The following is a 23,169-nucleotide window of genomic DNA, read 5'->3' on the forward strand; positions in this document are numbered from 1 at the left end:
TCACCTGTCCAGATGTTGACTACGCGCAATTCTGCTGAGAACGCTTACCGAATAATGGCGTCTGGTTCAACGCAATGGAGACCGAAATGATGTTCAAACGATTGATGCCGGTACTGGCCTGCGCCGCCTTGCTGGCTGCTTGCGAAAGCCCTGGCGGCGGCACCGCCAGCGCTGCCGCGGGCACGACGATGGCGAGCGCGATGAAAGCGGCCGACGCCGCTGTCGCCGCTGGCCAGCACGACAAGGCCTATGCTGCGCTGAAAAGCGCAAGCCAGACCTTCCCGACCGAGAAGACCCCATGGGTACGGATGGCGCAGATGCGCTTCGACAGCGCGCATTACGGCGAGGCGATCGTGAACGCGCAGGAAGCGCTGGCACGCGATCCCGACGACACGGTGGCGCACAGCATCGCTGCCGTGAGCGGCCTGCGCGTGACCAGCAAGGCGCTGGCGGACCTGACCCGCAAGAACAAACTGAATGGCAATGTGAAGAGCGAGGCCGAGGAGCTGGCCAAGCTGCTGCGCACCAGCCTGGGCGAAACGGACCTGGTACCGGGCAAGAAGAACCTGGCACCACGTCCGCGTCCCGTGCCCACGACCGCGTCCGCCGCGAGCCCCTCAAAACCCCCAGCCACCTCGAGCGACCCCTTCGGCGCGCTCAAATAATCCCGCGGGCCGGCGCCCGCCGGCCTCGTAATCCCTCTGGAGCTGACATGGCCAAAAGTGAAAGCGTGCAGAAGCGCCTGCAGAAAGTGCGCGCGCCGCGCGTGCAGATGACCTACGACGTCGAGATCGGCGACGCCATCGAAAACAAGGAGCTGCCTTTTGTCGTCGGGGTGGTGGGCGACTTCGGCGCCGACCCGCAGGCCGAGAAGAAGCGCCTGAAGGACCGCAAGTTCGTCAACGTCGACGCTTCCAACTTCGACGAAGTGCTGGGCGGCGTGGCACCGGCGCTGCAGTTCCGCGTCGAGAACCACCTGAGCGACGAGGGCGGCCAGTTCGGCGTCCAGCTGCAGTTTCGCGAGATGGCCGATTTCCGCCCGGAGTCGGTGGTGCAGCAGGTCGCGCCCTTGAAAGGTCTTCTGGAAGCGCGCACCAAGCTGGCCGACCTGCGTAACAAGCTGGCCGGCAACGACAAGCTCGACGACATCCTGAGCGAGGTCCTCGGCAACACCGAGAAGCTCGCAGGCCTGCGCAAGAACACGGAGGACAAGTAAATGGCGGCGATTCTCGAACAGGCAGCCAAGCCTGCGCTGGAGCTGGACAACTCGCTGCTCGACCAGATCGTCGAGCAAAGCCGCGTCGCGGCCTCGCCGAGCGAACACGAACGCGCGCGCGACCTGATCTCGGAACTGGTCACGCAGGTCATGTCGGGCACGATGGTGGTGTCGAACAACCTGTCGGCAATGATCGACGCACGCCTGGCGGAACTCGACAGCATGATCTCCACCCAGCTGTCCGCCGTCATGCATGCTCCGGAATTCCAGAAGCTCGAGCGCAGCTGGACCGGCCTGCAATACCTGGTGAAAAATTCGTCCACCGGCGCCGGCCTGCAGATCCGCATGCTCAACGCCAGCAAGCGCGAACTGGTGAAGGACTTCCAGGCTGCGCTGGAGTTCGACCAGAGCTCGCTCTTCAAGAAAGTCTACGAGGAGGAGTTCGGCACCTTTGGCGGCGCGCCCTACGGCGCCCTGGTCGGCGACTTCGAAATGAGCCGCCAGCCCGAGGACATGTATTTTCTCGAGCAGATGTCGCACGTGGCCGCGGCCAGCCACGCGCCCTTCATCACATCGGCCGCGCCGGAACTCTTCGGCGTCGACAGCTTCGGCGACCTGGGCAAACCGCGCGACCTGGCCAAGGTCTTCGATACCGTCGAATACGCGAAATGGAAGGCCTTCCGCGAGTCCGAGGATGCGCGCTACGTCGGCCTGACGCTGCCGCGCTTTCTCGGCCGCCTGCCGTTCAACCCGGTCGACGGCATGACCACCGAAGGCTTCAACTATGTCGAGGACGTCGACGGCACCGACCACACCAAATACCTGTGGTGCAACGCGGCCTATGCCTTCGCCGCCAAGCTGACGCGCGCCTTCGAAGACTACGGCTGGTGCGCGGCGATCCGCGGCGTCGAGGGCGGTGGCCTGGTCGAAAACCTGCCGACCCACACCTTCAAGACCGACGAAGGCGAAGTCGCGCTGAAGTGCCCGACCGAAGTGGCGATCACCGATCGCCGCGAGAAGGAGCTGTCGGACCTCGGCTTCATCTCCCTGGTGCACTGCAAGAACACCTCCTACGCCGCCTTCTTCGGCGCGCAGTCGGCACAGAAGGCGAAGAAGTACGCGAACGAGGCGGCCAATGCGAACGCGATGCTGTCCTCGCAGCTGCAGTATATCTTCGCCGTCTCGCGCATTGCCCACTACATGAAGGCCATGATGCGCGACAAGATCGGCAGCTTCGCCGCCGCGTCGAATGTCGAGGATTACCTGAACCGCTGGCTGACCCAGTACGTGCTCCTGGACGACAACGCCAGCCAGGAACAGAAGGCCCAGTTCCCGCTGAGGGAAGCGAGCGTGCAGGTGTCCGAGGTGCCGGGCCGGCCGGGCTGCTACCGCGCCGTGTCCTTCCTGCGGCCGCACTTCCAGCTCGACGAATTGTCCGTTTCGCTCCGACTGGTCGCGGAGTTGCCGCAGTCGACCAAAAACTAAATCACTTTTCAACCTGAACTGGAGTAAGCAAACATGGCAATTGACGTATATCTGCAAATCGACGGCATCAAGGGCGAGTCGACGGACGACAAGCACAAGGACTGGATCGAGTGCACCTCGGTGAACTGGGGCGTGAAGCAGCCGCGCTCGGCCACCGCGTCGACCGGCGGGGGCCATACGGCCGAACGCTGCGAGCATGAGGAAGTCTCGTTCACCAAGCTCGCCGACCTGGCTTCGCCGATCCTGCTGCAGACCTGCTCGGCCGGCAAGACCATCCCGAAAGCCAAACTGGAATTCATGCGCGCCGACGGCCAGGGCGACCGCATCAAGTACTTCGAGATCGAACTGGAGAACGTGCTGATCGGCGCCATCATGCCGGCCGTGCACGAAGGCTCGATCATCCAGGAGAAAGTCGGCCTGAAGTTCTCGAAGATCAAATGGAAGTACACCCAGCAGAAAGTCACCGGCGGCGCCGGCGGCAATACGTCCGGCGGCTGGGACCTGGCGACCAACAAGATCGCCTGATCGATAGCACCTCACGGCCGTCGCCCTCGCGGCGGCCGTGTTTCGCTTCCGGAAGCACCTTCCAGCAGCACCTTCGTCGAACGCGCCACCATCCAAGGGTTTGCCATGACAGGTTTCATCCCCGGCCTGCTCGATCGCCTCATGGACGAGCGCAGCGAGCAGGGCAGGGCGGCGCAGGGCCTGAACCTTGAACAGATCAAGGACCACGTTGCGCGCGACCTCGAAGCGCTGCTCAACACGCGCGCGGCCATCCCGAGCGGCGCCTTCGACGGTTATCCGCGCGCCCGCGCCTCCATCCTCAATTACGGCCTGGTCGACTTTGCCGCCTTCTGCCTCACCAGCGACGAAGACCGCGCGGCGATCTGCGCCAGCCTGAAGACGGCCATCGAGACCCACGAGCCGCGCCTGAAGGATGTCGCCGCGCGCATCGAGGCGGTGGCCGGCAGTGTCAACCGCCTCAATTTCGTCATCCACGCGCGCCTCGACCTGGAAGGCGCCGGCGAAACCGTCGACTTCAGCGCCGTGCTGCAGCCTTCCTCGCTGCGCTACGCGATCAGGAAGGGCAAGCGCTAGCTTCACTACCCAACAAAGGACGTCACACGCATGGACATCAATCTCAAGACCCTGATCGGCAAACTGAACGGCGCCACGCGCATGGCCGCCACGCGCGCGGCCAACATCTGCGTCGGCATGGGCCACTACGAAGTCGATATCGAACACCTCTTCCTCGCGCTGCTGGAGCAGGCCGACTGCGACGTCAATGTCGCTGCGCGCGCCTGCGGCATCAGCGTTACGGGACTCGAATCGGATCTGCGGCGCGAGGTGGCGCGCTTTGCCGGCGGCAGCACGCGCACGCCGGTATTCTCGAAACACCTGCCGACGCTGCTGGAGCATGCCTGGCTGATCGCCTCGCTAGGCCGGGATGGTTCGGGTGCGCCCAACGCGATCCGCAGCGGCCATCTGCTCCTGGCGCTGCTGACCGAACCAAGCCTGGCGCAACTGGCGCAGCGCGGTTCGCCCCTGTTCGCCGACTTCGCGCTCGAGCGCCTGAAGCACGACTTCGACAAGCTCACGCGCGGCTCGAGCGAAGCGACCGCCACCGCTGCGGCGCAGGACCGCGGCCAGGCCCTGGGCGGCGACCCGGTGGGCGAACTCGAAGCCGCCGCGCCCGGCAAGACGCCGGCGCTCGACCAGTTCACCACCTGCCTGACGCAGCGCGCGCGCGGGGCAAGGTCGACCCGGTGATCGGACGCGACCCTGAAATCCGCCAGGCCATCGACATCCTGATGCGCCGGCGCCAGAACAACCCGATCCTGACCGGCGAAGCGGGCGTGGGCAAGACCGCCGTGGTCGAAGGCCTGGCGCTGCGCATCGCGATGGGCGACGTGCCGGAAGTGCTGCGCGGCGTCGAAATCCACACGCTCGACATGGGGCTGCTGCAAGCCGGCGCCAGCGTGAAGGGCGAGTTCGAGAACCGCCTCAAAAATGTGATCGACGAGGTCAAGGCGAGCCCCCATGCCATCATCCTTTTCATCGACGAGGCGCACACGATGATCGGCGCAGGCGGCACGGCCGGCCAGAACGATGCGGCCAACCTGCTGAAACCCGCGCTGGCACGCGGCGAACTGCGCACGATCGCGGCCACCACCTGGAGCGAGTACAAGAAGTATTTCGAGAAGGATGCGGCCCTGGCGCGGCGCTTCCAGGTCATCAAGGTCGAGGAACCAAGCGAGGAAACCGCCTGCGCCATGCTGCGCGCGATGGCGCCGCTCATGGAGGCTCATTTCGGCGTGCGCGTGTACGACGAAGCGATCGTCGGCGCGGTGCGCCTGTCGCACCGCTACATCAGCGGACGCCAGCTGCCCGACAAGGCGATCAGCGTCCTCGACACCGCCTGTGCCAAGGTGGCGCTTGGCCAGAGCGCCACGCCGGCGCTGCTCGAAACCTGGATGCGCCGCATCGAGCAGATCGACGTGCAGATCGGGGCGCTCGAACGCGAGCAGAGCGCCGGTGGCGAGCATGCGGCCCGCCTGATGCAACTACGCGGCGAGCGCATGGCGGCGCTGACCGAGCAGGAACGCCTGAACGCACGCTGGGAACAGGAGCGCAGCCTGACGGCAGACATCGCGCGCATGCGTGGCGAACTCGAAGGCGGACGGGGCGATGGTCCGGCATTGCGCGCCGCCGTCGAGGAACTGCGCACGCTGCAGGGCGAGACGCCATTGGTGCCGGTGCAGGTCGACGGCAATACGGTGGCGGGCATCGTCGCCGCCTGGACCGGCATCCCGCTCGGGCGCATGATGAAGGACGAGATCAGGACCGTCATGCAGTTGCAGCCGCTGCTGGAAGAGCGCATCCTCGGCCAGTCGCATGCGATTGCCGCCGTCGCCCAGCGCGTGCGCACGGCGCGCGCCAACCTGGACGATCCGAACAAGCCGAAAGGGGTGTTCCTGTTCGTCGGCACCTCGGGCGTCGGCAAGACGGAAACCGCGCTGGCGCTGGCCGACCTGCTCTACGGCGGCGAGCGCAAGCTGGTGACCATCAACATGAGCGAATACCAGGAAGCGCACAGTGTCTCCGGCCTGAAAGGCTCGCCGCCTGGCTATGTCGGCTATGGCGAAGGCGGTGTGCTGACCGAAGCGGTGCGGCGCAATCCCTACAGCGTGGTGCTGCTCGATGAAGTCGAGAAAGCACACCCGGACGTGCTCGAGCTCTTCTTCCAGGTCTTCGACAAGGGTGTGCTCGATGACGCCGAAGGACGCCAGATCGACTTTCGCAACACGGTCATCATCCTGACCTCGAACACGGCATCGAGCACGATGATGGCTGCTTGCCTGAACAAGAGCGCGAGCGAGATGCCGAAACCGGACGAGCTGCTCGACGCGATCCGGCCGCAGCTGGTCAAGCAGTTCAAGCCGGCCTTCCTCGGCCGCCTGGCCGTCGTGCCTTTTTATCCGATCAGCGACCCGGTGCTGGCCAACATCATCCGCCTGAAGCTGAACCGCATCGGCCAGCGCGTGCTGGACAACCACGGCGCCACGTTCGAGTACGACGAGGCGCTGGTAAACGCCGTGCTGGCGCGCTGCACCGAGGTCGATTCGGGCGCACGCAACGTCGACACCATCCTCAACGGCAGCATGCTGCCCGAGATCGCCGACAGCGTGCTGGCGAAGATGGCCGAGGGCGGCGCGATCGCACGCATCAAGGTCGGGGCCACGCGCGCCGGCAAGTTCAAGTACACGGTCGAACCGGCATAAGGAGGCCCCATGCTCGACGTCGAACAGTTACTCAAGCCGGTCAGCGTGGAGAGCCCCTGCGGCGAGGACCTGGCGTTTTCCAGCGAGGTGGACGCGATTGCCCAGGCACGCAAGGCCGACGACCCGTCGCTGGAGCAGGGGGCATGGGTCACCACGCTCAAGGAAGCGGACTGGAAGTTCGTCAGCAAGCGCTGCGCGCTCCTGATTGAAACGCGCAGCAAGGACTTGCAGCTGGCGGTCTGGCTGGCCGAGGCCACCGCCAGGACGGCCGGGCTGCGGGCGCTGGGCGAAGCGCTGCTGGCGATCGCCGGCTTGTGCGAGCGCTACTGGGACGGGCTGTATCCGCAGCCGGACGAAGACGGTTTCGAACGCCGCATCGGTAACCTGTGCTGGATCGCGGCGCGCATTCCCCAACTGGCGACGGAATGCCCGGTGACCGAAGGCGCCACGTTCTCGATGCGCGACATCGAAGCGGCCCGTGCCCATGGTGCGGAAGCGATCGCCGAGGTCGAGGCGGCGCGCAGCCGGACTTCGCGAGCCTTCCAGCAGGCCCTGCTCGAGGATTGCCAGCACTGCCTGGATGCGCTCGCCAGACTGGAGGAAGCCGTCGACGCGCGACTGGGCGTGGACGGGCCGAGCTTCAGCACCGCGCGCAACGCCTTGCAGAACCTGGCGCACTTCGTGACGCCTGCGACTGCCGCCGTCGCCGTCAGCGCGGTCTCCGCGGCGCCGGCGCCGGCAGTGGCGGGCGTGGCGGCCGCTGGCGCGATGGCCTTGCCGATGCCGGCCAGCGTGCTGCAGACCCGCGCCCAGGCGCTGGCCCAGCTGCGCGCGGTGGCCGACTACTTCCGCCACACCGAGCCGCACAGCCCGGTCGCCTACCTGGCCGACAAGGCGGCGGCCTGGGGCGAACAGCCGCTGCACCTCTGGCTCAGGAGCGTGGTGAAGGATGCGGGCGCACTGGCCCATGTCGAAGAACTGCTGGGAATCGAAGGCGAGGGAACTTAGCGTGCCTGACAAACCCTCCATAGCCACGTTGCGGCGCCTTGCTCTGGAGGGTTTCTCGGGCGCGCCCGAATGGGCAGAGGTGACGAAATAATCTTTCACCCGCAGTCAGGGGTGAAAGATTATTCCAGGGCGGCCGGCTGCCGCCCTGTTTTTTTGAGACCGCGCGAAAATCGGCAGCTTGTCCGGTTGCCGCTCAGCCCCCGCCCTCCCGGCCGTCAGAGGCCTTCGCTGCGTCACCGCCGCCGGGCCGGACCATCGCCGACGCCTTGGCGATCTGGTCTTCCACGTTCTGCACCGCCTGGCGCGTGGCCTGGGTCACCTGTTCGTAGCCCTGGAAGGCATTGTCGATGGCGGACTTGATGATCTCGACCGCATTCTCCGAGCCTGGCTTGACGTTCTGCGTGACGTCGTAGATCAGCGCCGAGAGCGTGCTCTTGGCTTCGGCCATGTGGACGTCGGCCGCACGCCTGAACTCGCTCTGCATCTCTTCGATGATGGCCTTGAACTGGTCGCGGTACTCGGCGTTGCCGGCCATGTCGGGCGACATCCGGGCGGACAGTGCATCGAAGGCGGCGCGGGCGTCGCGCGCCTGGGAGAGGTCGCGGCTGGCGGAGAGGGTCTTGTCCATCGTGCTGCGGGCGGTATTCATGTTGAGCGCCACCACCTGTTCGAGACCTCTGACAGTCTTGTTGGCGAGCATGTCGAAGGTCTGCATTTGCAGGTCGAACAGGGTTTTGGTGGCGGATGCGAATTGTTCCGGACTCGTGAACATCAATGTCTCCTCGGGTTTTTTTGGATCAAACGACGGACGACGTACGATTCTGCCGCACCTATTATTGGGCAACGATGAGCTTTCTGCAACGGCCGTCCCGATACGAAGTGGCGGCCGGATGGAGCAGCCCATGGCAGCGAGCATAAACGACAGGGACCGTCCGTCAAGCGCGGCCTTGACCTTGTCATCGTGGGAAGGTATATGCTGGGGTGATCTACTCGACAGGATCGGCACCATGAATACCCCATCGGGCGCAATGAACATCGGCGACGCGGCGCACGCGTCAGGCGTCTCGGCCAAGATGATCCGCCATTACGAGGCCATCGGACTCATCAAGCCTGCGCACCGTAGCGAGGCCGGCTACCGGCGCTATTCAGGCCAGGACCTGCGCGTGCTGCAATTCATCCACCGCGCGCGCGGACTCGGGTTTTCCCTCGCGCAGATCGGCGCGCTGCTGGCGCTGTGGCAGGACCGTTCGCGCGCGAGCAGCGACGTGCACGCCCTGGCGCAGGCGCATATCGAGGCGTTGAACCAGAAGATCGCGGAGATGGAAGCGATGCGGCGCACGCTCGAGCAATTGGCAGCGTCCTGCCACGGGGATGCGCGCTCTGCGTGTCCGATCCTGGATGATCTGGCGGGGCAGTAGAAGAGGGAGCGTACAACGCAAAACGCCGCAAACCTTTTGCAAGGATTGCGGCGTAAGGAGAGCTCAGAAACGCAAAACGCCGCAAACCTTTTGCAAGGATTGCGGCGTTTTGCGCCGGTAACCGGATACTGCCTGCACCAGAAAACTTGGTGCCCACGGAGGGACTCGAACCCCCACACCTCGCGGCACATGGACCTGAACCATGCGCGTCTACCAATTCCGCCACGTGGGCACTGCAACTGCTAACACTACGCTACCTTCCGCGTGGGCACGGAGTGCCCACCCTACGGTATCGCGATACTACTACTACTACTTCTGCGGATGACTGCCAGTAGATGGTGCCCACGGAGGGACTCGAACCCCCACACCTCGCGGCACATGGACCTGAACCATGCGCGTCTACCAATTCCGCCACGTGGGCACTGGTACTGCTCATACAACGCTTTACAACGAACTGCTGCGGACAACTTCCGGTAGAGTGGTGCCCACGGAGGGACTCGAACCCCCACACCTCGCGGCACATGGACCTGAACCATGCGCGTCTACCAATTCCGCCACGTGGGCACTGATACTGCTTGTTACCGAAGCTGATACAATATCAGGCTTTCCAGTTTTTCGCTAGATCAACTTTCGTCGCTCGCTGCGTCAAACTTGCCCGACCTTGCCGCTTTTTTCTTCCGCTTCACATGCTGTCGTTGCGAAAGAGCCGAGATTATAGCGGAAGGATTGCAAATGTCAAAGACCCTTCCTTGGGGAAATTCGCAAGCTCGCACGACGGTGCTGCGAGGGGCAGTGGTCCGGATGATGCATGCCGAGGCCGCATATCCGCCCAGGCCCATCCCGAGGTCCGCGCACGCTGAAGCACGCACATTGCGCACGGTACGTTAGGCGAATCGCGCGGTCCTCCGTTACACTACGCCTGTCAAGCTGTCAATCCAACCACGGTGCCGGCCGGTCCGGCGCTTAAAAAAGAATTCAAGAAAACGATTTGAAGCAACCTACTCATACCATTCCTAGCCGCGAGGAAATCCTCGGCGTGTTTCGTGATGCAGGCGCACCGCTCGACGCAGCAGCGCTTGCCCGTGCCCTGCAAGTCAAGCCGGCTGCCCAGGAAGTCCTGGGCCGGCGCCTGAACGCGATGGAGCGCGATGGCCAGATCCGCACCAACGGCAACGGCCTCTATATGCTGGCCGACCAGTCCGGTTTCATCGCCGGCAAGATCGCCGCGCACCGCGACGGTTTCGGCTTCGTCATTCCGGATGAACCAGGCGACGACCTGTTCTTGAACGACAAGGAAATGCAGAAGGTACTGCATGGCGACCGCGTCCTCGCGAAGATCGTCGGCACCGACCGCCGCGGCCGTCCGGAAGGCACCATCGTCGAAGTCGTCGAACGTGCCAATACCCACATCATCGGCCGCCTGCTCAACGAAGGCGGCGTCTGGATCGTCTCGCCCGAAGACCAGCGCATGAGCCAGGACATCCTGGTCGCCGGTTCCCCGGGCAAGGCGCGCGCCGGGCAGGTGGTGAGCGTCGAGCTGATCGAACAGCCGGCGCGTTTCCAGCAGCCGACCGGCCGCATCGTCGAAGTCCTCGGCGAACTGGACGACCCGGGCATGGAAATCGAAATCGCCGTGCGCAAGTTCGGTGTGCCGCATGTATTCTCGCCAGCCGCACTGAAGCAGGCGGGCAAGCTGCCGAGCGAAGTACGCGATGCCGACCTGGTCGACCGCGTCGACCTGCGCGATGTGCCGCTTGTCACCATCGACGGCGAAGACGCGCGCGACTTCGACGATGCCGTCTACTGCGAACCGGTCAAGGTCGGCGCCGAGGATGGCTTCCGCCTGCTGGTCGCCATCGCCGACGTCAGCCATTACGTGAAACCGAACGATGCGCTCGATGCGGACGCGATCGAGCGCAGCACCTCGGTGTATTTCCCGCGCCGGGTGATCCCGATGCTGCCGGAAAAGCTCTCGAACGGCCTGTGCTCGCTGAACCCGGCCGTCGACCGCCTCTGCCTGGTCTGCGACATGGTCGTGACCAGCGCCGGCGAAGTCACCGCCTACCAGTTCTATCCGGCCGTGATGCACTCGGCCGCGCGCCTGACCTATAACCAGGTGGCCGAAGTGCTGGCCGACCGCCACGGCGAGGAAGCCGCACGCCGTCCGGCCATCGTGCCGCACCTCTTGAACCTGAACGCGGCCTTCCACGCGCTCTTGAAAGCGCGCCACGAGCGCGGCGCCATCGATTTCGAAACGACGGAAACCTATATCGTCTGCAATGCGATGGGCAAGATCGAGAAGATCATCCCGCGCACCCGCAACGACGCGCACCGCCTGATCGAGGAATGCATGCTGGCCGCGAACGTCTGCGCCGCCGACCTCCTGATCCGCCACAAGCATCCGGGCACCTTCCGCATCCACGGCACCCCGACCGAGGAAAAGCTGAACCAGCTGCGCACCTTCCTGCGCCAGGCCGGCCTGAACCTCGGCGGCGGCACCAAGCCGACCGCGGGCGACTACGCCGCCGTCATGCGCGAGATCAAGGACCGTCCGGACGCGGCACTGCTGCAGACCATGCTGCTGCGCTCGATGCAGCAGGCCGTCTACAGCCCCGACAACGTCGGCCACTTCGGCCTGGCCTACGAGGCCTATGCCCACTTCACCAGCCCGATCCGCCGCTACCCGGACCTGCTGACCCACCGCGCCATCAAGGCCATCCTGCTGGGCCGCAGGTACGAGCCGAAAGGCATCGACGTCTCGAAGCTCAACACCACCGTCTCGAACGCCGTGCGCAAGCAGGCCGCGAAAGACAAGGCGGAAGGCAAGTCGAAGGAAGAGAAAGACCTGACCATCTGGGACGCGCTGGGCGTGCACTGCTCGGCCAACGAGCGCCGCGCCGACGAAGCTTCGCGCGACGTCGAGAACTGGCTCAAGTGCTTCTACATGCAGGACAAGCTGGGCGAATCGTTCACCGGTGTCATCGCCGGCGTCACCACCTTCGGCATCTTCGTGCAGCTCGACGAACTGTATGTCGAAGGCCTGGTGCACATCACCGGCCTGGGCCAGGATTATTTCCAGTACGACGAAGCGCGCCACCTGCTGCGCGGCGAACGCACCGGCAGGACTTTCGGCCTGACCGACCGCGTGACCGTGCAGGTCGCGAAAGTCGACCTCGAAGCACGCAAGATCGACCTGGTGCTGGCGGAGGAGGGAGCTGCCGCACCGGCGCAGCCGCAAGGACAGCAGAGCCAGCAGGACGGGCAGAATGCACGCGCCGACGGCGGCCGCGGCAACCGCGGCGGTAACGGGAACGCCAGCAACGGCGGGCGCGGCGGACAGCAGAAGCAGGAAGGCAATCGCGATGGCGGCCGCGAAGGCGGCGGCAAGCGTTCGCGCCGCAACCGCAGGAATGGCGGCGCCGCCAACCTGTCGACGCCTGGCCACCTCGACGAGCCGGCGGTCGACACGCTCGCACTGACCGCCGTGGCGGTGCCGCAGCCGCAGGTCGACGAAGCCGATCCGGACCAGCCGTCCGCGAAACCATCGCGCCGTGCCCGCAAGAACGCCGCGGCCGCGCGCCGCCGTGAGGAAGCGGAGACGGAATCGGCCGCGCAGGCAGCCGCAGCGGTCGTGGCCGCGGAGCCGGTTGCCACACCGGCGGCCGACGCACCCCGCCGCAGGGAGCAAGCCATCGCGCAAGGGACGCAAGAGCGCAACAGCTGATGCCGCCGCGTCGCGCCAGCGCGATGCCGAGGCCGCGGACGAGCCGGCGCCCCAGCCGGCCGCCGAGCCAGCACCTGCACCGGCAGCCGTCGCGGAAACGCCGCCGGCCGTCAAGCGTGCGCGCCGTACCAAGGGCGCGCAGGCTGCCGAGGACAGCGTTCCAGGCCCGGTGCCAGCTGCCGCGCCGGCAGCACCTGCGCTTGCCGAACCGGCAGCGGACACGCCAGCGGCCAAGCCGCGCCGAGCCCGTGCGGACAAGGCCGCCTCTCCAGCGTCGGAGGCCCCGGCAAAGAAGAGCACCGCAACAAAGAGCGCCGCGACCAGGACGCCTGCAGTCAAGACCGCGGCGACGAAGAGCACCGCAGCCAAGAGCACCGCAGCGAAGAGCACCGCAGCGAAGAGCACCGAAACCAGGAGCGCCGCCACCAAGAGCGCCGCCACCAAACCCGCCGCGAAGAAGTCGGTCGCGGCAGGCAGCACCACCTCCAAAACGAAGAAGAAGTAAGGCATGAAGAATAAAATGATTTTCGGCTTCCACGCGGTGACCTCGCGGCTGCGCCACGAGGCCCAATCGGTGGAAGAGATCTTTGTCGACGCCGAGCGCAACGACGCCCGCATGAAGGCCCTGATCGCGAACGCGAAAGAGGCCGGCGTGCGCGTCATGCCGGTCGACGCCGCCCGTCTCGACAAGATCGTCGGCACCCGCCGCCACCGGGGCGTGATCGCCTTTGCCAGCCAGCTGGCGCTGGCGCGCAACCTCGACGAGCTGCTCGATGCCATCGACGGCCCGCCGCTGCTGCTCATCCTCGACGGCATCACCGACCCGCACAACCTGGGCGCCTGCCTGCGCGTGGCCGACGGCGTTGGCGCGCATGCGGTCATCGTGCCGAAGGACCGCGCGGTTGGCCTGAACGCCACCGCGGCGAAGGTCGCCAGCGGCGCCGCCGAGACGGTTCCCTACATCACGGTGACGAACCTGGCGCGCACCATGCGCGACCTGAAGGACCGCGGCATCTGGCTGATCGGCACCTCCGACGATGCCGACAAGGGCCTCTACGAAGCCGACTTCACCGGCCCGACCGCGCTCGTCATGGGTTCCGAAGGCGAGGGCATGCGCCGCCTCACCCGCGAAACCTGCGATTTACTGGTGTCCATCCCGATGTTTGGCTCGGTCGAGAGCCTGAACGTGTCGGTGGCGTCGGGCGTCTGCCTGTACGAGGCACGCCGCCAGCGCGGAGCCTGAACGGGCTTGCGGAACCGGACCTTCCCGCGAGGTCCGATGCCTCCGGCAAATGGGCTGTCCGATTCTGTCGGCAGCCCATTTTTCGTTTTGGCGCCGTGAACATGGCATGCGGCCGTGCAAAATGTGGCCGGCACGCTACAGCCTGCTCATGCATGGCAAGTGTTGCGTAGGTGCAATTTGTGCCGCTGCCAGCGACGGATAATGGGTGCGCCTTGCCCCCCATTCCGACCCCGCTGGAGGAAACATGACTTCGCCTTGCTATCGCCCTTCAGGCCGCGTGCCGGCAGTGGCGTATCCGATCGCCTTCATCGTCTCCAGCGCACTGCTTCCGTTTGCGTGGCTGTACGCATGGCTGATCATCCATGCGCCTGTCGTCATCAAGGTGTTCATCGCCTTCGGCATGTCGTTCGCGATCGGCTGGCTGGTGAAATTCCTTGTTGCGCAGGGCAAGGTGCGCAATCCGGCCTGGGCCAGCCGCGCCGGCACCGTCCTGGGCCTGGCAGGCTGGTACCTCGGGTGGTGCGCGTGGGGAGCGCTGACGATGTGCGCACTCGGCCGGGAGGAGCTGGGCGTGATCGCCGGCCAGATATTCGTGAAGCTCGCCACGCAGCCGTGGTTGCTGTTCCGGCTTGCAGCCGACACTGTCCCCACCGGCACGACGAACCTGTCGGGCTGGCCGCTCAGCGGCATCTGGCTGGCCGGCGTCTGGCTGCTCGAACTTGCCATCCACCTGATGCTCCCGCCCTTGTTGGCACGCATGCGCGCGGAGGAGCCGTTCTGCGAAGCGACGAACGCCTGGGCCGAAAGAATCTTGGTCCGGCGCAGGTTCCATCCCGTCGACGCCGCCCGGACCTCGGCCTGGCTGGAAGCCGATCCCCAGGCCATCCGTGCCGTCCTGAGCCCGTCAGCGGCGGATGGGACCAAGAGCCACGCCGAGGTGATTCTTTACCGCGGCGGCGGGCTTGACGCCCATGTCTCGGTCACCAACGTGCATGTCAGTCTTGGCGAGAAAGGCCAGGTGAACAAACGGCGCGAAGCCGTGGTCGAGTACCTGCGCCTGCCGCACACGAACGTCGATGCGCTGGTCGGGGAGTTGCTTGGCCAGGCGCTGGGCGAGTTGGGCAGCGAAGCCGCTGCGGCACTGCCGGTAGCCCCGGGGCTTGCTGCTGCGCTCGCGCACCTGGAAGCGGGACGGCATGCCGAGGCAAGCGAGGCGGCGCTGCCGCATGTGGCCTCCGGCGATGTCGCCGTGCGCTCGGATGCGCGCAGGATCTGCGCGCTGGCCTGCTCGCGCCTCGGTCACTGGACGAGCGCGGCCCGCCATTTCGAGTCCCTGTTCGACGAGGAGCCGAGCGCCCACAATGCCCTGCAGCTGGCGACCACGACGGTCATGGCGGGCAGCTTGCAGGATGGCCTGGAGTGGATCGAGCAGGCCCTGGCGATCAATGCGCAATCCGGCGAATTGCCGCGCATGACGCTGCTGACGAGTTTCGTCACCGCCTTGAAACAGGCCGGACGCGCGGCTGAGGCGATGCCCTACGTCGACCAGATCCGCCTGGCCTACACCGAGCTCGGTTCGACCGACCCGACCGTCCTTTACGCGCGCTCGATGCCCTTCTTCAGCGCCTTCCTGGCCAACAGCCTCGGTTTCGTGCGCGCCGCGCTCGGGCCGGAGCAGGGCAGGCGCTGGTATGCCCACATGCTGCCGAGCCTGGACGCGGCCGGCAGGGCAGAGCTGGACGCATGGCTGGCCAGCGAATTCGGCCCGGCGCTCAGCCAGGCCTGAGGACTGCGGCGGCGACGGGCGGCCGCACCGACCCACGCTTGCCCGGGAGGCCGGTGGCGCGCCGAATCGCCGGCGTCGAAATCGGTCCTGTCCAAGCGGCCCCGCGGCGGATAAGCTACCATTGCCGCTGTTTTCATTCTGTCCTCATTATGTTTTACTCGTTGCGCGAAGATATCAACAGCATCATCGAACGCGACCCGGCCGCCCGCAACGGCTGGGAAGTGCTCACCTGCTATCCCGGCCTGCATGCGATCGTCCTGCACCGCTGGGCACACGCATGCTGGCGCATGAACCTGAAATGGCTGGGACGCTTCCTGTCCTACCTGGCGCGCGTCGTTACCGGCATCGAAATCCACCCGGGCGCCACCATCGGCCGGCGCGTCTTCATCGACCACGGCTTCGGCGTCGTCATCGGCGAGACCGCCGTCGTCGGCGACGACTGCACCATCTACCAGGGCGTGACCCTGGGCGGCACGACGCTCACCGCCGGCACCAAGCGCCACCCGACGCTCGAGCGCGGCGTGATCGTCGGCGCCGGCGCCCCGGTGCTGGGCGCCTTCACGGTGGGCGAATTCGCCAAGATCGGCTCGAATGCCGTCGTCGTGAAACCCCTGCCGGCCGGCGCCACCGCGGTGGGCAACCCGGCCCACATCATCCGCAAGGAAGACCAGTCGAGGAGTGCACGCATGTTCGCCGCCTATGGTGTCACGCCCAACGGCGACGATCCGCTCTCGAAAGCCCTGCGCGGCCTGATCGACCACGTCGCGCGCCAGGACGAGCAGCTCGAACGCCTGACGGCCACCATCCAGGCCGCCGGCATCGCCTGTCCGAACATGCGCGAGGGTGATAAACTCGATTCCGCCGAACTGAACCGGCTGGTCGACTGAGGAAATCCATGACTGACGAATCCATGAGCGCGGCGGCGGGCGATGCCGCCAATGCCGCCAATGCCGGCGCGAACGTGCTGGACCCATTCGAGATCCGCGTGCTCGCGGTGCTGGCCGAGAAAGAGGCGCTCACGCCCGACAACTATCCGATGACGCTCAACGCCATCGTCAACGGCTGCAACCAGCTTTCCAGCCGCGATCCGGTCATGCAGCTGGGCGAAGATACCGTGCAGGACACGCTGCAGCGCCTGACCGAGCGGCGCCTGGTGAACGCCGTGAGCGCGGCCGGCGCGCGCGTCATCAAGTACGAGCACCGCATGCGCATCAAGTGGACGCTCGAGCAGGACAAGGTGGCGGTACTCACCGTGCTGATGCTGCGCGGCCTGCAGACGGCCGGCGAAATCCGCACCCGCAGCGGGCGCCTGCACGAATTCAGGACGGTGGCCGAGGTCGAGGCCACGCTGCAGTTTTTGATCGACAAATACCCGCCGCTCGTGGCCAGGCTCGAGCGCGCCCCGGCACCAAGGAATCGCGCTATGGCCAGCTGCTCGGCGGCGAAATCTCCGCCGCGCGCGACGACTCCGCCTTTGGCGCCGCGGCGCCTGCTGCTGCGCCCGGCAGCCGCATCGGCCAGCTGGAAGCAGAAGTCGCCGGGCTGCGCGGTGAAATCGCCGAGCTCAAGGCACAGTTCGAAGCCTTCCGCCAGCAGTTCCAGTAAGCGGCGCTCCCCGCGTCAGCGCCCGGGGCGCTTGTCGGCCGCGGCCATCACCTTCTCGACGGCGGCGATCACGAGTTCCGGTTCTTCGAGCTCGATATTGTGGCCGCTGCGCGCCGTCAGCACTTGCGAGCCGTCGCTGAACTGGCGCAGGAAGTTTGCGTGCAGGCCCTGCTTGATCGCCACCGCTTGCGGGGCCTGGACGAAGAACTCGGGCTTCTCGGTCTGCTGCACCGAGGTCAGCACCACGGTCGGCACGTCCGGCAGCTTGCCTGCCAGCGCCAGCTTGCCGCTATCGAGCACGGGCTGCAGCAACCTCAATTCCGCCTGAAACCTGGCCGGGACAATGGCTGCGAACTGGCGGTCGTCGTTTGCGGCGCGTTCCGCGTCGAGCTTGCGCAAGGCTGGATTCAATCCCTCGTCGCTCGGGTCGACCAGCACCATGCCCGCCACCTGCTCCGGATGGCGCGCGGCGTAGCTGCGCACCAGCAGGCCGCCGTAGGAGTGGCCGACGAGGATGAAGGGCGGCGCCAGCTTCGCCGCTGCGACCAGCTGTTCCAGTTCCACGCTGTTCTGTTCGATGGTGCGCGGTTCCGGCCGCGCCTCCGAGCCGCCATGGCCGGCGCGCGAATAGGTGAAGACGCGCGCCTTGCCGGCCAGCGCAGGCGCCACCTTGCGCCAGGCGCGCAGGTCGGTGCCGAAGCCGGATTCGAAGATCACGGTGTAGCGGCCGCTGCCCGCGGTGGCGACCTGCGCCTGGTAGCTGGCGCCTGCCGCGGCGACCTGCTGGCTTGACGTCGGCAGCGCCGCCGGCGGCGTGGTCTGGGCCTGCGCCATGCAGGAGCACAAGGCCAGGACGCAAAAGCCTGCGATGCATGAATGTCATATCGTCTCGATTGTGTAGGAGGGGAGAGCGGCGGGAGCGCGGCGAGTCGCCGCGGTCCGCCAGGTGCCCCCACCGGATGGGCGGGGGCGGGAAGCGCATCGCCGGGATGTGCGCGGGGAAGATCAGCCTTCGTCGCGCCAGCGGCGCAGGCGAATCGCACCGGCGATCATCGCCACCCCTGCCACCACGCCCGCCCACAGGTCCGGCTGGGCCAGGGTCTTCCAGGAGTAGGCCAGGATGCCCAGCATGTCCGCGCCATGGTCGCCGCGCGGCAGTGCCGAACCCGCGTCCATCAGCCAGGTGCCCGGCACCAGTCCGAACAGGCAGATCTCGATGACCTGGTCCACCAGCCAGTCGGCGTTGATGGTGGTGCCGGAATACATGCCCAGCAGGTAGTCGAGCCACTTGAGCAGGACCGCCGTCATCAGCGGCACGCCGACCGCCCACAGGAACACCTTCGACTTCGCCCAGCTCGACACCAGCATCAGCCAGCCGGCAGTCGGCAGCGCCCACAGCACGTAGACAGGCACCATCGCCACCAGGTACAGCGGCGTCAGGTAGAGCTTGGGGTTGGTCAGCACGGCGCCGAACAGGTGCAGGCCGTGGTAGCTCGCCGCCAGGCCGGCCAGCAGCAGGATCACGAGCGAGGTCACGACCGCGATGCCGATGCTGATCAGGGGCGCCGCCACCAGCACCGTGGCCAGTTTCGACAGCACGGTCTGGGTGTCCGATATCGGCAGCGACTTCCAGAACAGGATGCTGCGGTCGCGCCGGTCGTCGTAGAGCGCGGCCAGGCAGTAGAAGAAGGCGACCACCGGCAGCACCACCAGGATCGGGGCGCCGACCGCGACGTAATTGCCCGCGGCCGTGTCCGCGATCTGCTCGCGCACGACGGACGTGATGGCCTCGCCGGCGTGCGACCCGTGCACCTTCGCATTGCCAATGGAAATGGTGACGTCGTCCCCGGCCATCTTGCCGCTGGCGATGCCGTAGCCGACGACACCGCCGATCAGCACCACCATGATGATGGCGGCGATGAGCGGCGCCCAGACGAAGCCGCCCTTGTGCTCCCAGAACTCGCGGCGGAGCAGCCATTTCATCGTATTCATGCGTAGGTTCCTTTCATCGTTGCCACAAACAGGTCGGCCACGCTCGGGTTGCGGGTCTCGCCCAGGGCTGCCAGCTGGGCGCGCGACACGCCGCCGGCACGTGCCGAATCGAACAGCATCACCGACTTGCCGAACACGGTGCGCTGGTCCAGCGGCTGCAAGGCGTTGGCGGCGGTGACCTTGTCGGCGGCGACCATCACTTCCACATAGCGCTCGCCGACTTCGTCCATCGAAGCGGCCAGCACGATCTTGCCGTCGCGGATGAAGAGCAGGTCGGTCAGGATGTGCTCGACTTCTTCCACCTGGTGGGTGGTGATGACGATGGTCTTGTTCTCGTCAAAATAGTCCTCGAGCAAGTTCTGGTAGAACTGCTTGCGGTAGATGATGTCCAGTCCAAGCGTCGGTTCGTCGAGCACGAGGAGCTTGGCGTCGATGGCCATGACGAGCGCCAGGTGCAGCTGCACGATCATGCCCTTCGACATTTCCTTGACCTTCATGGTCGGGGTCAGGCGGGTGTTGGCGATATAGCGTTCGGCGCGGGCGCGGTCGAAGCGCGGATGCACGCCGGCCACGAAGTCGATCGCATCCATCACCCGCAGCCAGCGCGGCAGGATGGCCACGTCGGCGATGAAGCAGACGTCCTGCATCAGGGCGTCGCGCTGGGTGCGCGGGTCCAGTCCCATCACCGACAGTTCGCCGTCGAAGGGCACCAGGCCCAGCGCCGCCTTCAGGGTGGTGGTCTTGCCGGAACCGTTGGGGCCGATCAGGCCGACGATGCGCCCGGCCGGGATCTCGAAGTCGATGTTGTCGATGGCGGTGCGCTTGCCGTAGCGCTTGGACAGGCCGCGGGCGGAAATGACGGCGCTCATGCCGATCCTCCCGGCTGCGCAGTGTGCAGCAACTGTTCGATGTTCAGGCCCAGCAGGCGGATGCGTTCCACCATGGCCGGCCATTCTTCGCGCAGGAAGCGCTCGCGTTCGCTTGCAAGCAGTTTCTCGCTCGCTCCTTCAGTGACATACATGCCTATCCCCCTTCGTTTTTCTACTAGGTTTTCGTCCACCAATTCCTGGTATGCCTTGGATACGGTGATCGGGTTCAGTTGGTACTCGGCCGCGACCTGGCGAACCGAGGGCAGGGCGTCGCCTGCCTTCAGGACGCCGTCGAGCATCATGCCGATGACGCGGTCCTTGAGCTGGCGGTAAATGGGTGCGTTGTCGTTCCAGCCGATATTCATCGCCGGTCCTCCTGTCGTCTCGTCCTTGCGGCGTGTAAGCGCATCGCTGTCTCCTGTGGTGGGTATCGCTGTGGTGTTGTAGTGAACTATAACAGCGCCACTCTTTACAGCAGCCGCAACGCGACGAACTGCAGGAAAACGGACATGGACGGTCGAAATTCGCTGCCGGGACGAAACGCAAGCGCTCCTGACAACGCTTTCAATGTCTTGCATCAGGACTCGATCATGTTCCGGATAACAACAAGCCATTATGGTCGATTTTTCCACTGGAAAACTCACCAAGGATTGCATGCCCCGTACAGCGCGCAAATGGCAGCTCATCAATAGAAATATTCAATCGATTTTGCGCGCACGATTGGACACACATTTGTCATTTTTATATTTCTCTTTTACTATTTTTTCCAGTAGGAACAGCGCACGTTGCGCCGTCCGGAAAGCGGAGAAAAGAATGATCATGAAGCGAACAATGAAGCCCATCGAATTTGCAGTCGCCACGGTACTGCTCGGCCTGTTGGGTGGTTGCGGCGGTGGTGGTGGTGGTGGTGGTGGCGGTGGTGGTGGCGGTACGACCCCGCCACCACCGGTCGCGACCGACTTCACCCTGGGCGGTACCGTCAGCGGCCTCGGCCAGGGCGCCAGCGTGACCCTGGCCAACGGCGGCGAGACCCTGCCGGGCCTCGCCAACGGTATATTCACCTTCCCCACCAAGCTCAAGGCTGGCGCCACGTACAACGTCACGGCGACGCCGCCGGCCGGCTACACCTGCAAGGTCAGCAACGGCGCGGGCACGATGGGCAGCGCCAACAACACCTCGACCGCGGTTGCCTGCGCACCGGTGCAGCTGGCCGGCGCCATCACCGCCCTGCAGGAACCGCAGGGTGTGACCGGCGACGCCAATGGCAACCTGTACGTCGTCGACGGCGGCCCGAACGCGGTCCTGAAGATTGCGCCTAACGGCACCGTGACCACGCTGGCCGGCGGCACCGCCAAGCCTGGCTACGCCGACGGTCCGGGCGCCACCGCGCGCTTCCGCTTCCGCCTCGGCAGCGACGTGCTGGTCGATCCGCAAGGCACCCTGTTCGTCTCCGACGAGTGCAACGGCATGATCCGCAAGATCGCCGCCGACGGCACCGTGTCGACCCTGGCCGGTTCCGGCACGACCCTGTGCAACAACGTCAACCCGGGCGCCATCGGCACCGGCAGCGCCGACGGTGTCGGTACCGCCGCCAAGTTCGAGCGTCCGAACCGCATGGTGTCCGACGGCGCCGGCGGCGTGATCGTGATCGATTCGCTGGCCCGCGCCTCGGTGCGCCTGGTGAACGCGAACGGCACCGTGACCACCCGTAGCTGGCCTGTTCCGGTCGGCCTGAACGCTGCTCCGACCTTCTATGCGCTGGCACGCGGCCTGGACGGCACGCTGTACTTCTCCGACTTTGAAAGCCGCATCTGGAAAGACGTCGGCGGCACCCTGCAACTGTTCGCGGGCGGCGCGGTCGGCATCGGCTCGCAGGACGGTACCGGCGCCGGCGCGCGCTTCTCCGCCATCACCGACATGGTGGTCGCGCCAACCGGCGACCTGTACGTCGGCGACTTCGCGATGGTGCGCAAGGTGACCACGGCCGGGGTCGTCACGACCGTTGCCGGCAGCCCGACGCGCGGCTTCGCCGACGGCCAGGGCACGGCCGCACGCTTCAGCTCGATCCGTTCGATCGGCCTGGACGGCGCCAACCTGATCGTGGTCGACAATGACCAGAACAACCTGCGCCGCGTAGGCATGGACGGCACCGTGACGACCCTGTCGGCAACCCCGGCACTGCGCGGCTCGCAGGACGGCACCGGCGCGGCAGCCCGCTTCAACTGGCACACCTCGCTGGCAGCAGACACGGTCGGCAACGTCTACATGGTCGACAGCATCACCCACGTCGTGCGCAAGACGACGCCGGACGGTGTCGTGAGCACCATCGCCGGCAAGTCGGGCGTGGCAGGCGGCGCGGATGGCGCGGCGGCTAGCGCCACCTTCAACAGCCCGCGTGCCATCGCGGCAGGCAGGACGGCTCGCTGTGGGTGGCCCAGGCGACGGGCCTGCGCCGTATCCTGAACGGCACGGTCAGCACCGTCGACCCGGCCATCTCGGCAACCAATGTCGCGGTCGACCCGGACGGCAACGCCATCGTCGTCTCGAACGGCCTGGTGCAGCGCGTGACCCCGCTTGGTGCCAAAACCGTGCTGGCAACCGCGGCGCAGGTGGCGACCCTGGTCGGCCAGCCGACCGTCAACTTCGCGCCGCAGGCCGTGGCCGTGAACGCCGCCGGCGACGTCTTCGTCTCCGACACCGGCACCGTGGCTGTCTACCGCATCACCAAGGCTGGCGTGCTGAGCGTGTTCGCCGGCACCCCGCTGAACGAAAAGGGCGATGTCGACGGTCCGGTGGGTACGGGCACGCTGGGCTTCTACGAGGTCGAATACATGACCATCGACGAAGCGGGCAACCTCTACCTGAGCGGCCAGGGCAGCGTGCGCAAGATCAGCCCGGCCGGCGTGCTGTCGACGCCTGACTACGGCTGGGGCAAGACGGTCATCGGTGCCGTCGCCTACTCGGGCGGCAAGCTGTACGGCATGACCCGCTACGCGCTGCTGCAGTCCTACCTGCCGTAATCCTGCAGGGTAAGTAGTCCG

The 23,169-nt window shown here is 66.0% G+C and carries 19 protein-coding genes, 3 tRNA genes and 2 pseudogenes; 16 read left to right on the forward strand and 8 right to left on the reverse strand.

Going from position 1 to position 23,169, the window contains the following annotated elements; all coding sequences use genetic code 11:
• Positions 1–86 precede the first annotated feature (86 nt).
• The 7 genes and pseudogenes from G4G28_RS10085 (at position 87) to tssA (ending at position 7,491) form a co-directional block, all read left to right on the forward strand.
• Positions 87–665 carry a tetratricopeptide repeat protein gene (locus G4G28_RS10085; protein ID WP_182988173.1) on the forward strand — a complete coding sequence of 193 codons (579 nt, stop codon included), beginning with the start codon at positions 87–89 and terminating at the stop codon, positions 663–665.
• 47 nt (positions 666–712) lie between these two features.
• Positions 713–1,216, forward strand: a complete 504-nt coding sequence (tssB, locus tag G4G28_RS10090) for a type VI secretion system contractile sheath small subunit (RefSeq protein WP_182988174.1) — start codon at positions 713–715, stop codon at positions 1,214–1,216.
• The gene (tssC, locus tag G4G28_RS10095; RefSeq protein WP_182988175.1) at positions 1,217–2,701 is read left to right on the forward strand and encodes a type VI secretion system contractile sheath large subunit; all 1,485 of its coding nucleotides are present in this window, start codon (positions 1,217–1,219) and stop codon (positions 2,699–2,701) included.
• A 33-nt stretch (positions 2,702–2,734) separates the two neighbouring features.
• On the forward strand, positions 2,735–3,226 hold the full coding sequence (locus G4G28_RS10100; RefSeq protein WP_182988176.1) for a type VI secretion system tube protein Hcp: 492 nt from the start codon (positions 2,735–2,737) through the stop codon (positions 3,224–3,226).
• A 105-nt stretch (positions 3,227–3,331) separates the two neighbouring features.
• Positions 3,332–3,799, forward strand: a complete 468-nt coding sequence (gene tssE / locus G4G28_RS10105) for a type VI secretion system baseplate subunit TssE (RefSeq protein ID WP_182988177.1) — start codon at positions 3,332–3,334, stop codon at positions 3,797–3,799.
• Positions 3,800–3,829: 30 nt separating this feature from the next.
• Positions 3,830–6,483: pseudogene (gene tssH, locus G4G28_RS10110) on the forward strand (type VI secretion system ATPase TssH).
• Positions 6,484–6,492: 9 nt separating this feature from the next.
• Positions 6,493–7,491: a type VI secretion system protein TssA gene (gene tssA / locus G4G28_RS10115; protein WP_183108310.1), complete on the forward strand. Its 999-nt coding sequence runs from the start codon at positions 6,493–6,495 to the stop codon at positions 7,489–7,491.
• A gap of 193 nt (positions 7,492–7,684) precedes the next feature.
• Here tssA and G4G28_RS10120 read toward each other — a convergent pair whose 3' ends face one another.
• Positions 7,685–8,263 carry a phasin family protein gene (locus G4G28_RS10120; RefSeq protein WP_182988179.1) on the reverse strand — a complete coding sequence of 193 codons (579 nt, stop codon included), beginning with the start codon at positions 8,261–8,263 and terminating at the stop codon, positions 7,685–7,687.
• A 256-nt stretch (positions 8,264–8,519) separates the two neighbouring features.
• On the opposite strand from G4G28_RS10120, the gene cueR reads away from it, so the two are divergent.
• Complete coding sequence (gene cueR, locus G4G28_RS10125) at positions 8,520–8,909, forward strand: Cu(I)-responsive transcriptional regulator (RefSeq protein ID WP_182988180.1); 390 nt, start codon at positions 8,520–8,522, stop codon at positions 8,907–8,909.
• A 147-nt stretch (positions 8,910–9,056) separates the two neighbouring features.
• Here the strand turns inward: cueR and G4G28_RS10130 are convergent.
• The 3 genes from G4G28_RS10130 to G4G28_RS10140 form a co-directional block, all read right to left on the reverse strand.
• Positions 9,057–9,141: transfer RNA gene (locus tag G4G28_RS10130), tRNA-Leu, on the reverse strand.
• A gap of 104 nt (positions 9,142–9,245) precedes the next feature.
• Positions 9,246–9,330: transfer RNA gene (locus G4G28_RS10135), tRNA-Leu, on the reverse strand.
• A 58-nt stretch (positions 9,331–9,388) separates the two neighbouring features.
• Positions 9,389–9,473: transfer RNA gene (locus G4G28_RS10140), tRNA-Leu, on the reverse strand.
• Positions 9,474–9,897: 424 nt separating this feature from the next.
• Here G4G28_RS10140 and rnr point away from each other — a divergent pair.
• The 6 genes and pseudogenes from rnr to G4G28_RS10170 all read left to right on the forward strand — a co-directional run bounded on the left by rnr (position 9,898) and on the right by G4G28_RS10170 (position 17,267).
• The gene (rnr, locus tag G4G28_RS10145) at positions 9,898–12,633 is read left to right on the forward strand and encodes a ribonuclease R (RefSeq protein WP_183108311.1); all 2,736 of its coding nucleotides are present in this window, start codon (positions 9,898–9,900) and stop codon (positions 12,631–12,633) included.
• Positions 12,557–13,138 (forward strand): hypothetical protein, encoded by a 582-nt coding sequence (locus G4G28_RS10150; protein ID WP_183108312.1) that lies wholly within the window; start codon positions 12,557–12,559, stop codon positions 13,136–13,138. Before rnr ends, G4G28_RS10150 begins: the two co-directional genes overlap by 77 nt.
• 3 nt (positions 13,139–13,141) lie before the next feature.
• Complete coding sequence (rlmB, locus tag G4G28_RS10155) at positions 13,142–13,876, forward strand: 23S rRNA (guanosine(2251)-2'-O)-methyltransferase RlmB (RefSeq protein ID WP_182988183.1); 735 nt, start codon at positions 13,142–13,144, stop codon at positions 13,874–13,876.
• Between the two features lie 244 nt (positions 13,877–14,120).
• Entirely contained in the window at positions 14,121–15,662 is a 1,542-nt protein-coding gene (locus tag G4G28_RS10160) for a M48 family metallopeptidase (protein ID WP_183108313.1), read from the forward strand.
• Between the two features lie 149 nt (positions 15,663–15,811).
• A complete protein-coding gene (gene cysE / locus G4G28_RS10165; RefSeq protein WP_183108314.1) occupies positions 15,812–16,549 on the forward strand; it encodes a serine O-acetyltransferase in 738 nt (245 codons plus the stop codon).
• A gap of 8 nt (positions 16,550–16,557) precedes the next feature.
• Positions 16,558–17,267, forward strand: a pseudogene (locus tag G4G28_RS10170) (YceH family protein).
• Between the two features lie 15 nt (positions 17,268–17,282).
• On the opposite strand, the gene G4G28_RS10175 reads toward G4G28_RS10170, so the two are convergent.
• From G4G28_RS10175 to G4G28_RS10190, 4 genes are all read right to left on the reverse strand, one after another.
• The gene (locus G4G28_RS10175; protein WP_183108315.1) at positions 17,283–18,101 is read right to left on the reverse strand and encodes an alpha/beta fold hydrolase; all 819 of its coding nucleotides are present in this window, start codon (positions 18,099–18,101) and stop codon (positions 17,283–17,285) included.
• A gap of 171 nt (positions 18,102–18,272) precedes the next feature.
• Complete coding sequence (locus G4G28_RS10180) at positions 18,273–19,259, reverse strand: hypothetical protein (protein ID WP_182988187.1); 987 nt, start codon at positions 19,257–19,259, stop codon at positions 18,273–18,275.
• Positions 19,256–20,128 (reverse strand): ABC transporter ATP-binding protein, encoded by an 873-nt coding sequence (locus tag G4G28_RS10185; protein WP_182988188.1) that lies wholly within the window; start codon positions 20,126–20,128, stop codon positions 19,256–19,258. Before G4G28_RS10185 ends, G4G28_RS10180 begins: the two co-directional genes overlap by 4 nt.
• Entirely contained in the window at positions 20,125–20,493 is a 369-nt protein-coding gene (locus G4G28_RS10190; RefSeq protein WP_182988189.1) for a GntR family transcriptional regulator, read from the reverse strand. Before G4G28_RS10190 ends, G4G28_RS10185 begins: the two co-directional genes overlap by 4 nt.
• Before the next feature lie 466 nt (positions 20,494–20,959).
• Between G4G28_RS10190 and G4G28_RS10195 the strand changes: the two genes are divergently transcribed.
• Together G4G28_RS10195 and G4G28_RS10200 are read left to right on the forward strand one after the other, a co-directional pair.
• Positions 20,960–22,591 carry a hypothetical protein gene (locus G4G28_RS10195; protein ID WP_183108316.1) on the forward strand — a complete coding sequence of 544 codons (1,632 nt, stop codon included), beginning with the start codon at positions 20,960–20,962 and terminating at the stop codon, positions 22,589–22,591.
• The gene (locus G4G28_RS10200) at positions 22,558–23,148 is read left to right on the forward strand and encodes a hypothetical protein (protein ID WP_183108317.1); all 591 of its coding nucleotides are present in this window, start codon (positions 22,558–22,560) and stop codon (positions 23,146–23,148) included. The genes G4G28_RS10195 and G4G28_RS10200 overlap by 34 nt, the downstream gene beginning before the upstream one ends.
• Positions 23,149–23,169 lie beyond the last annotated feature (21 nt).

This window comes from Massilia sp. Dwa41.01b (assembly GCF_014171775.1).
In the GTDB taxonomy this organism is placed as follows: domain Bacteria; phylum Pseudomonadota; class Gammaproteobacteria; order Burkholderiales; family Burkholderiaceae_D; genus Telluria.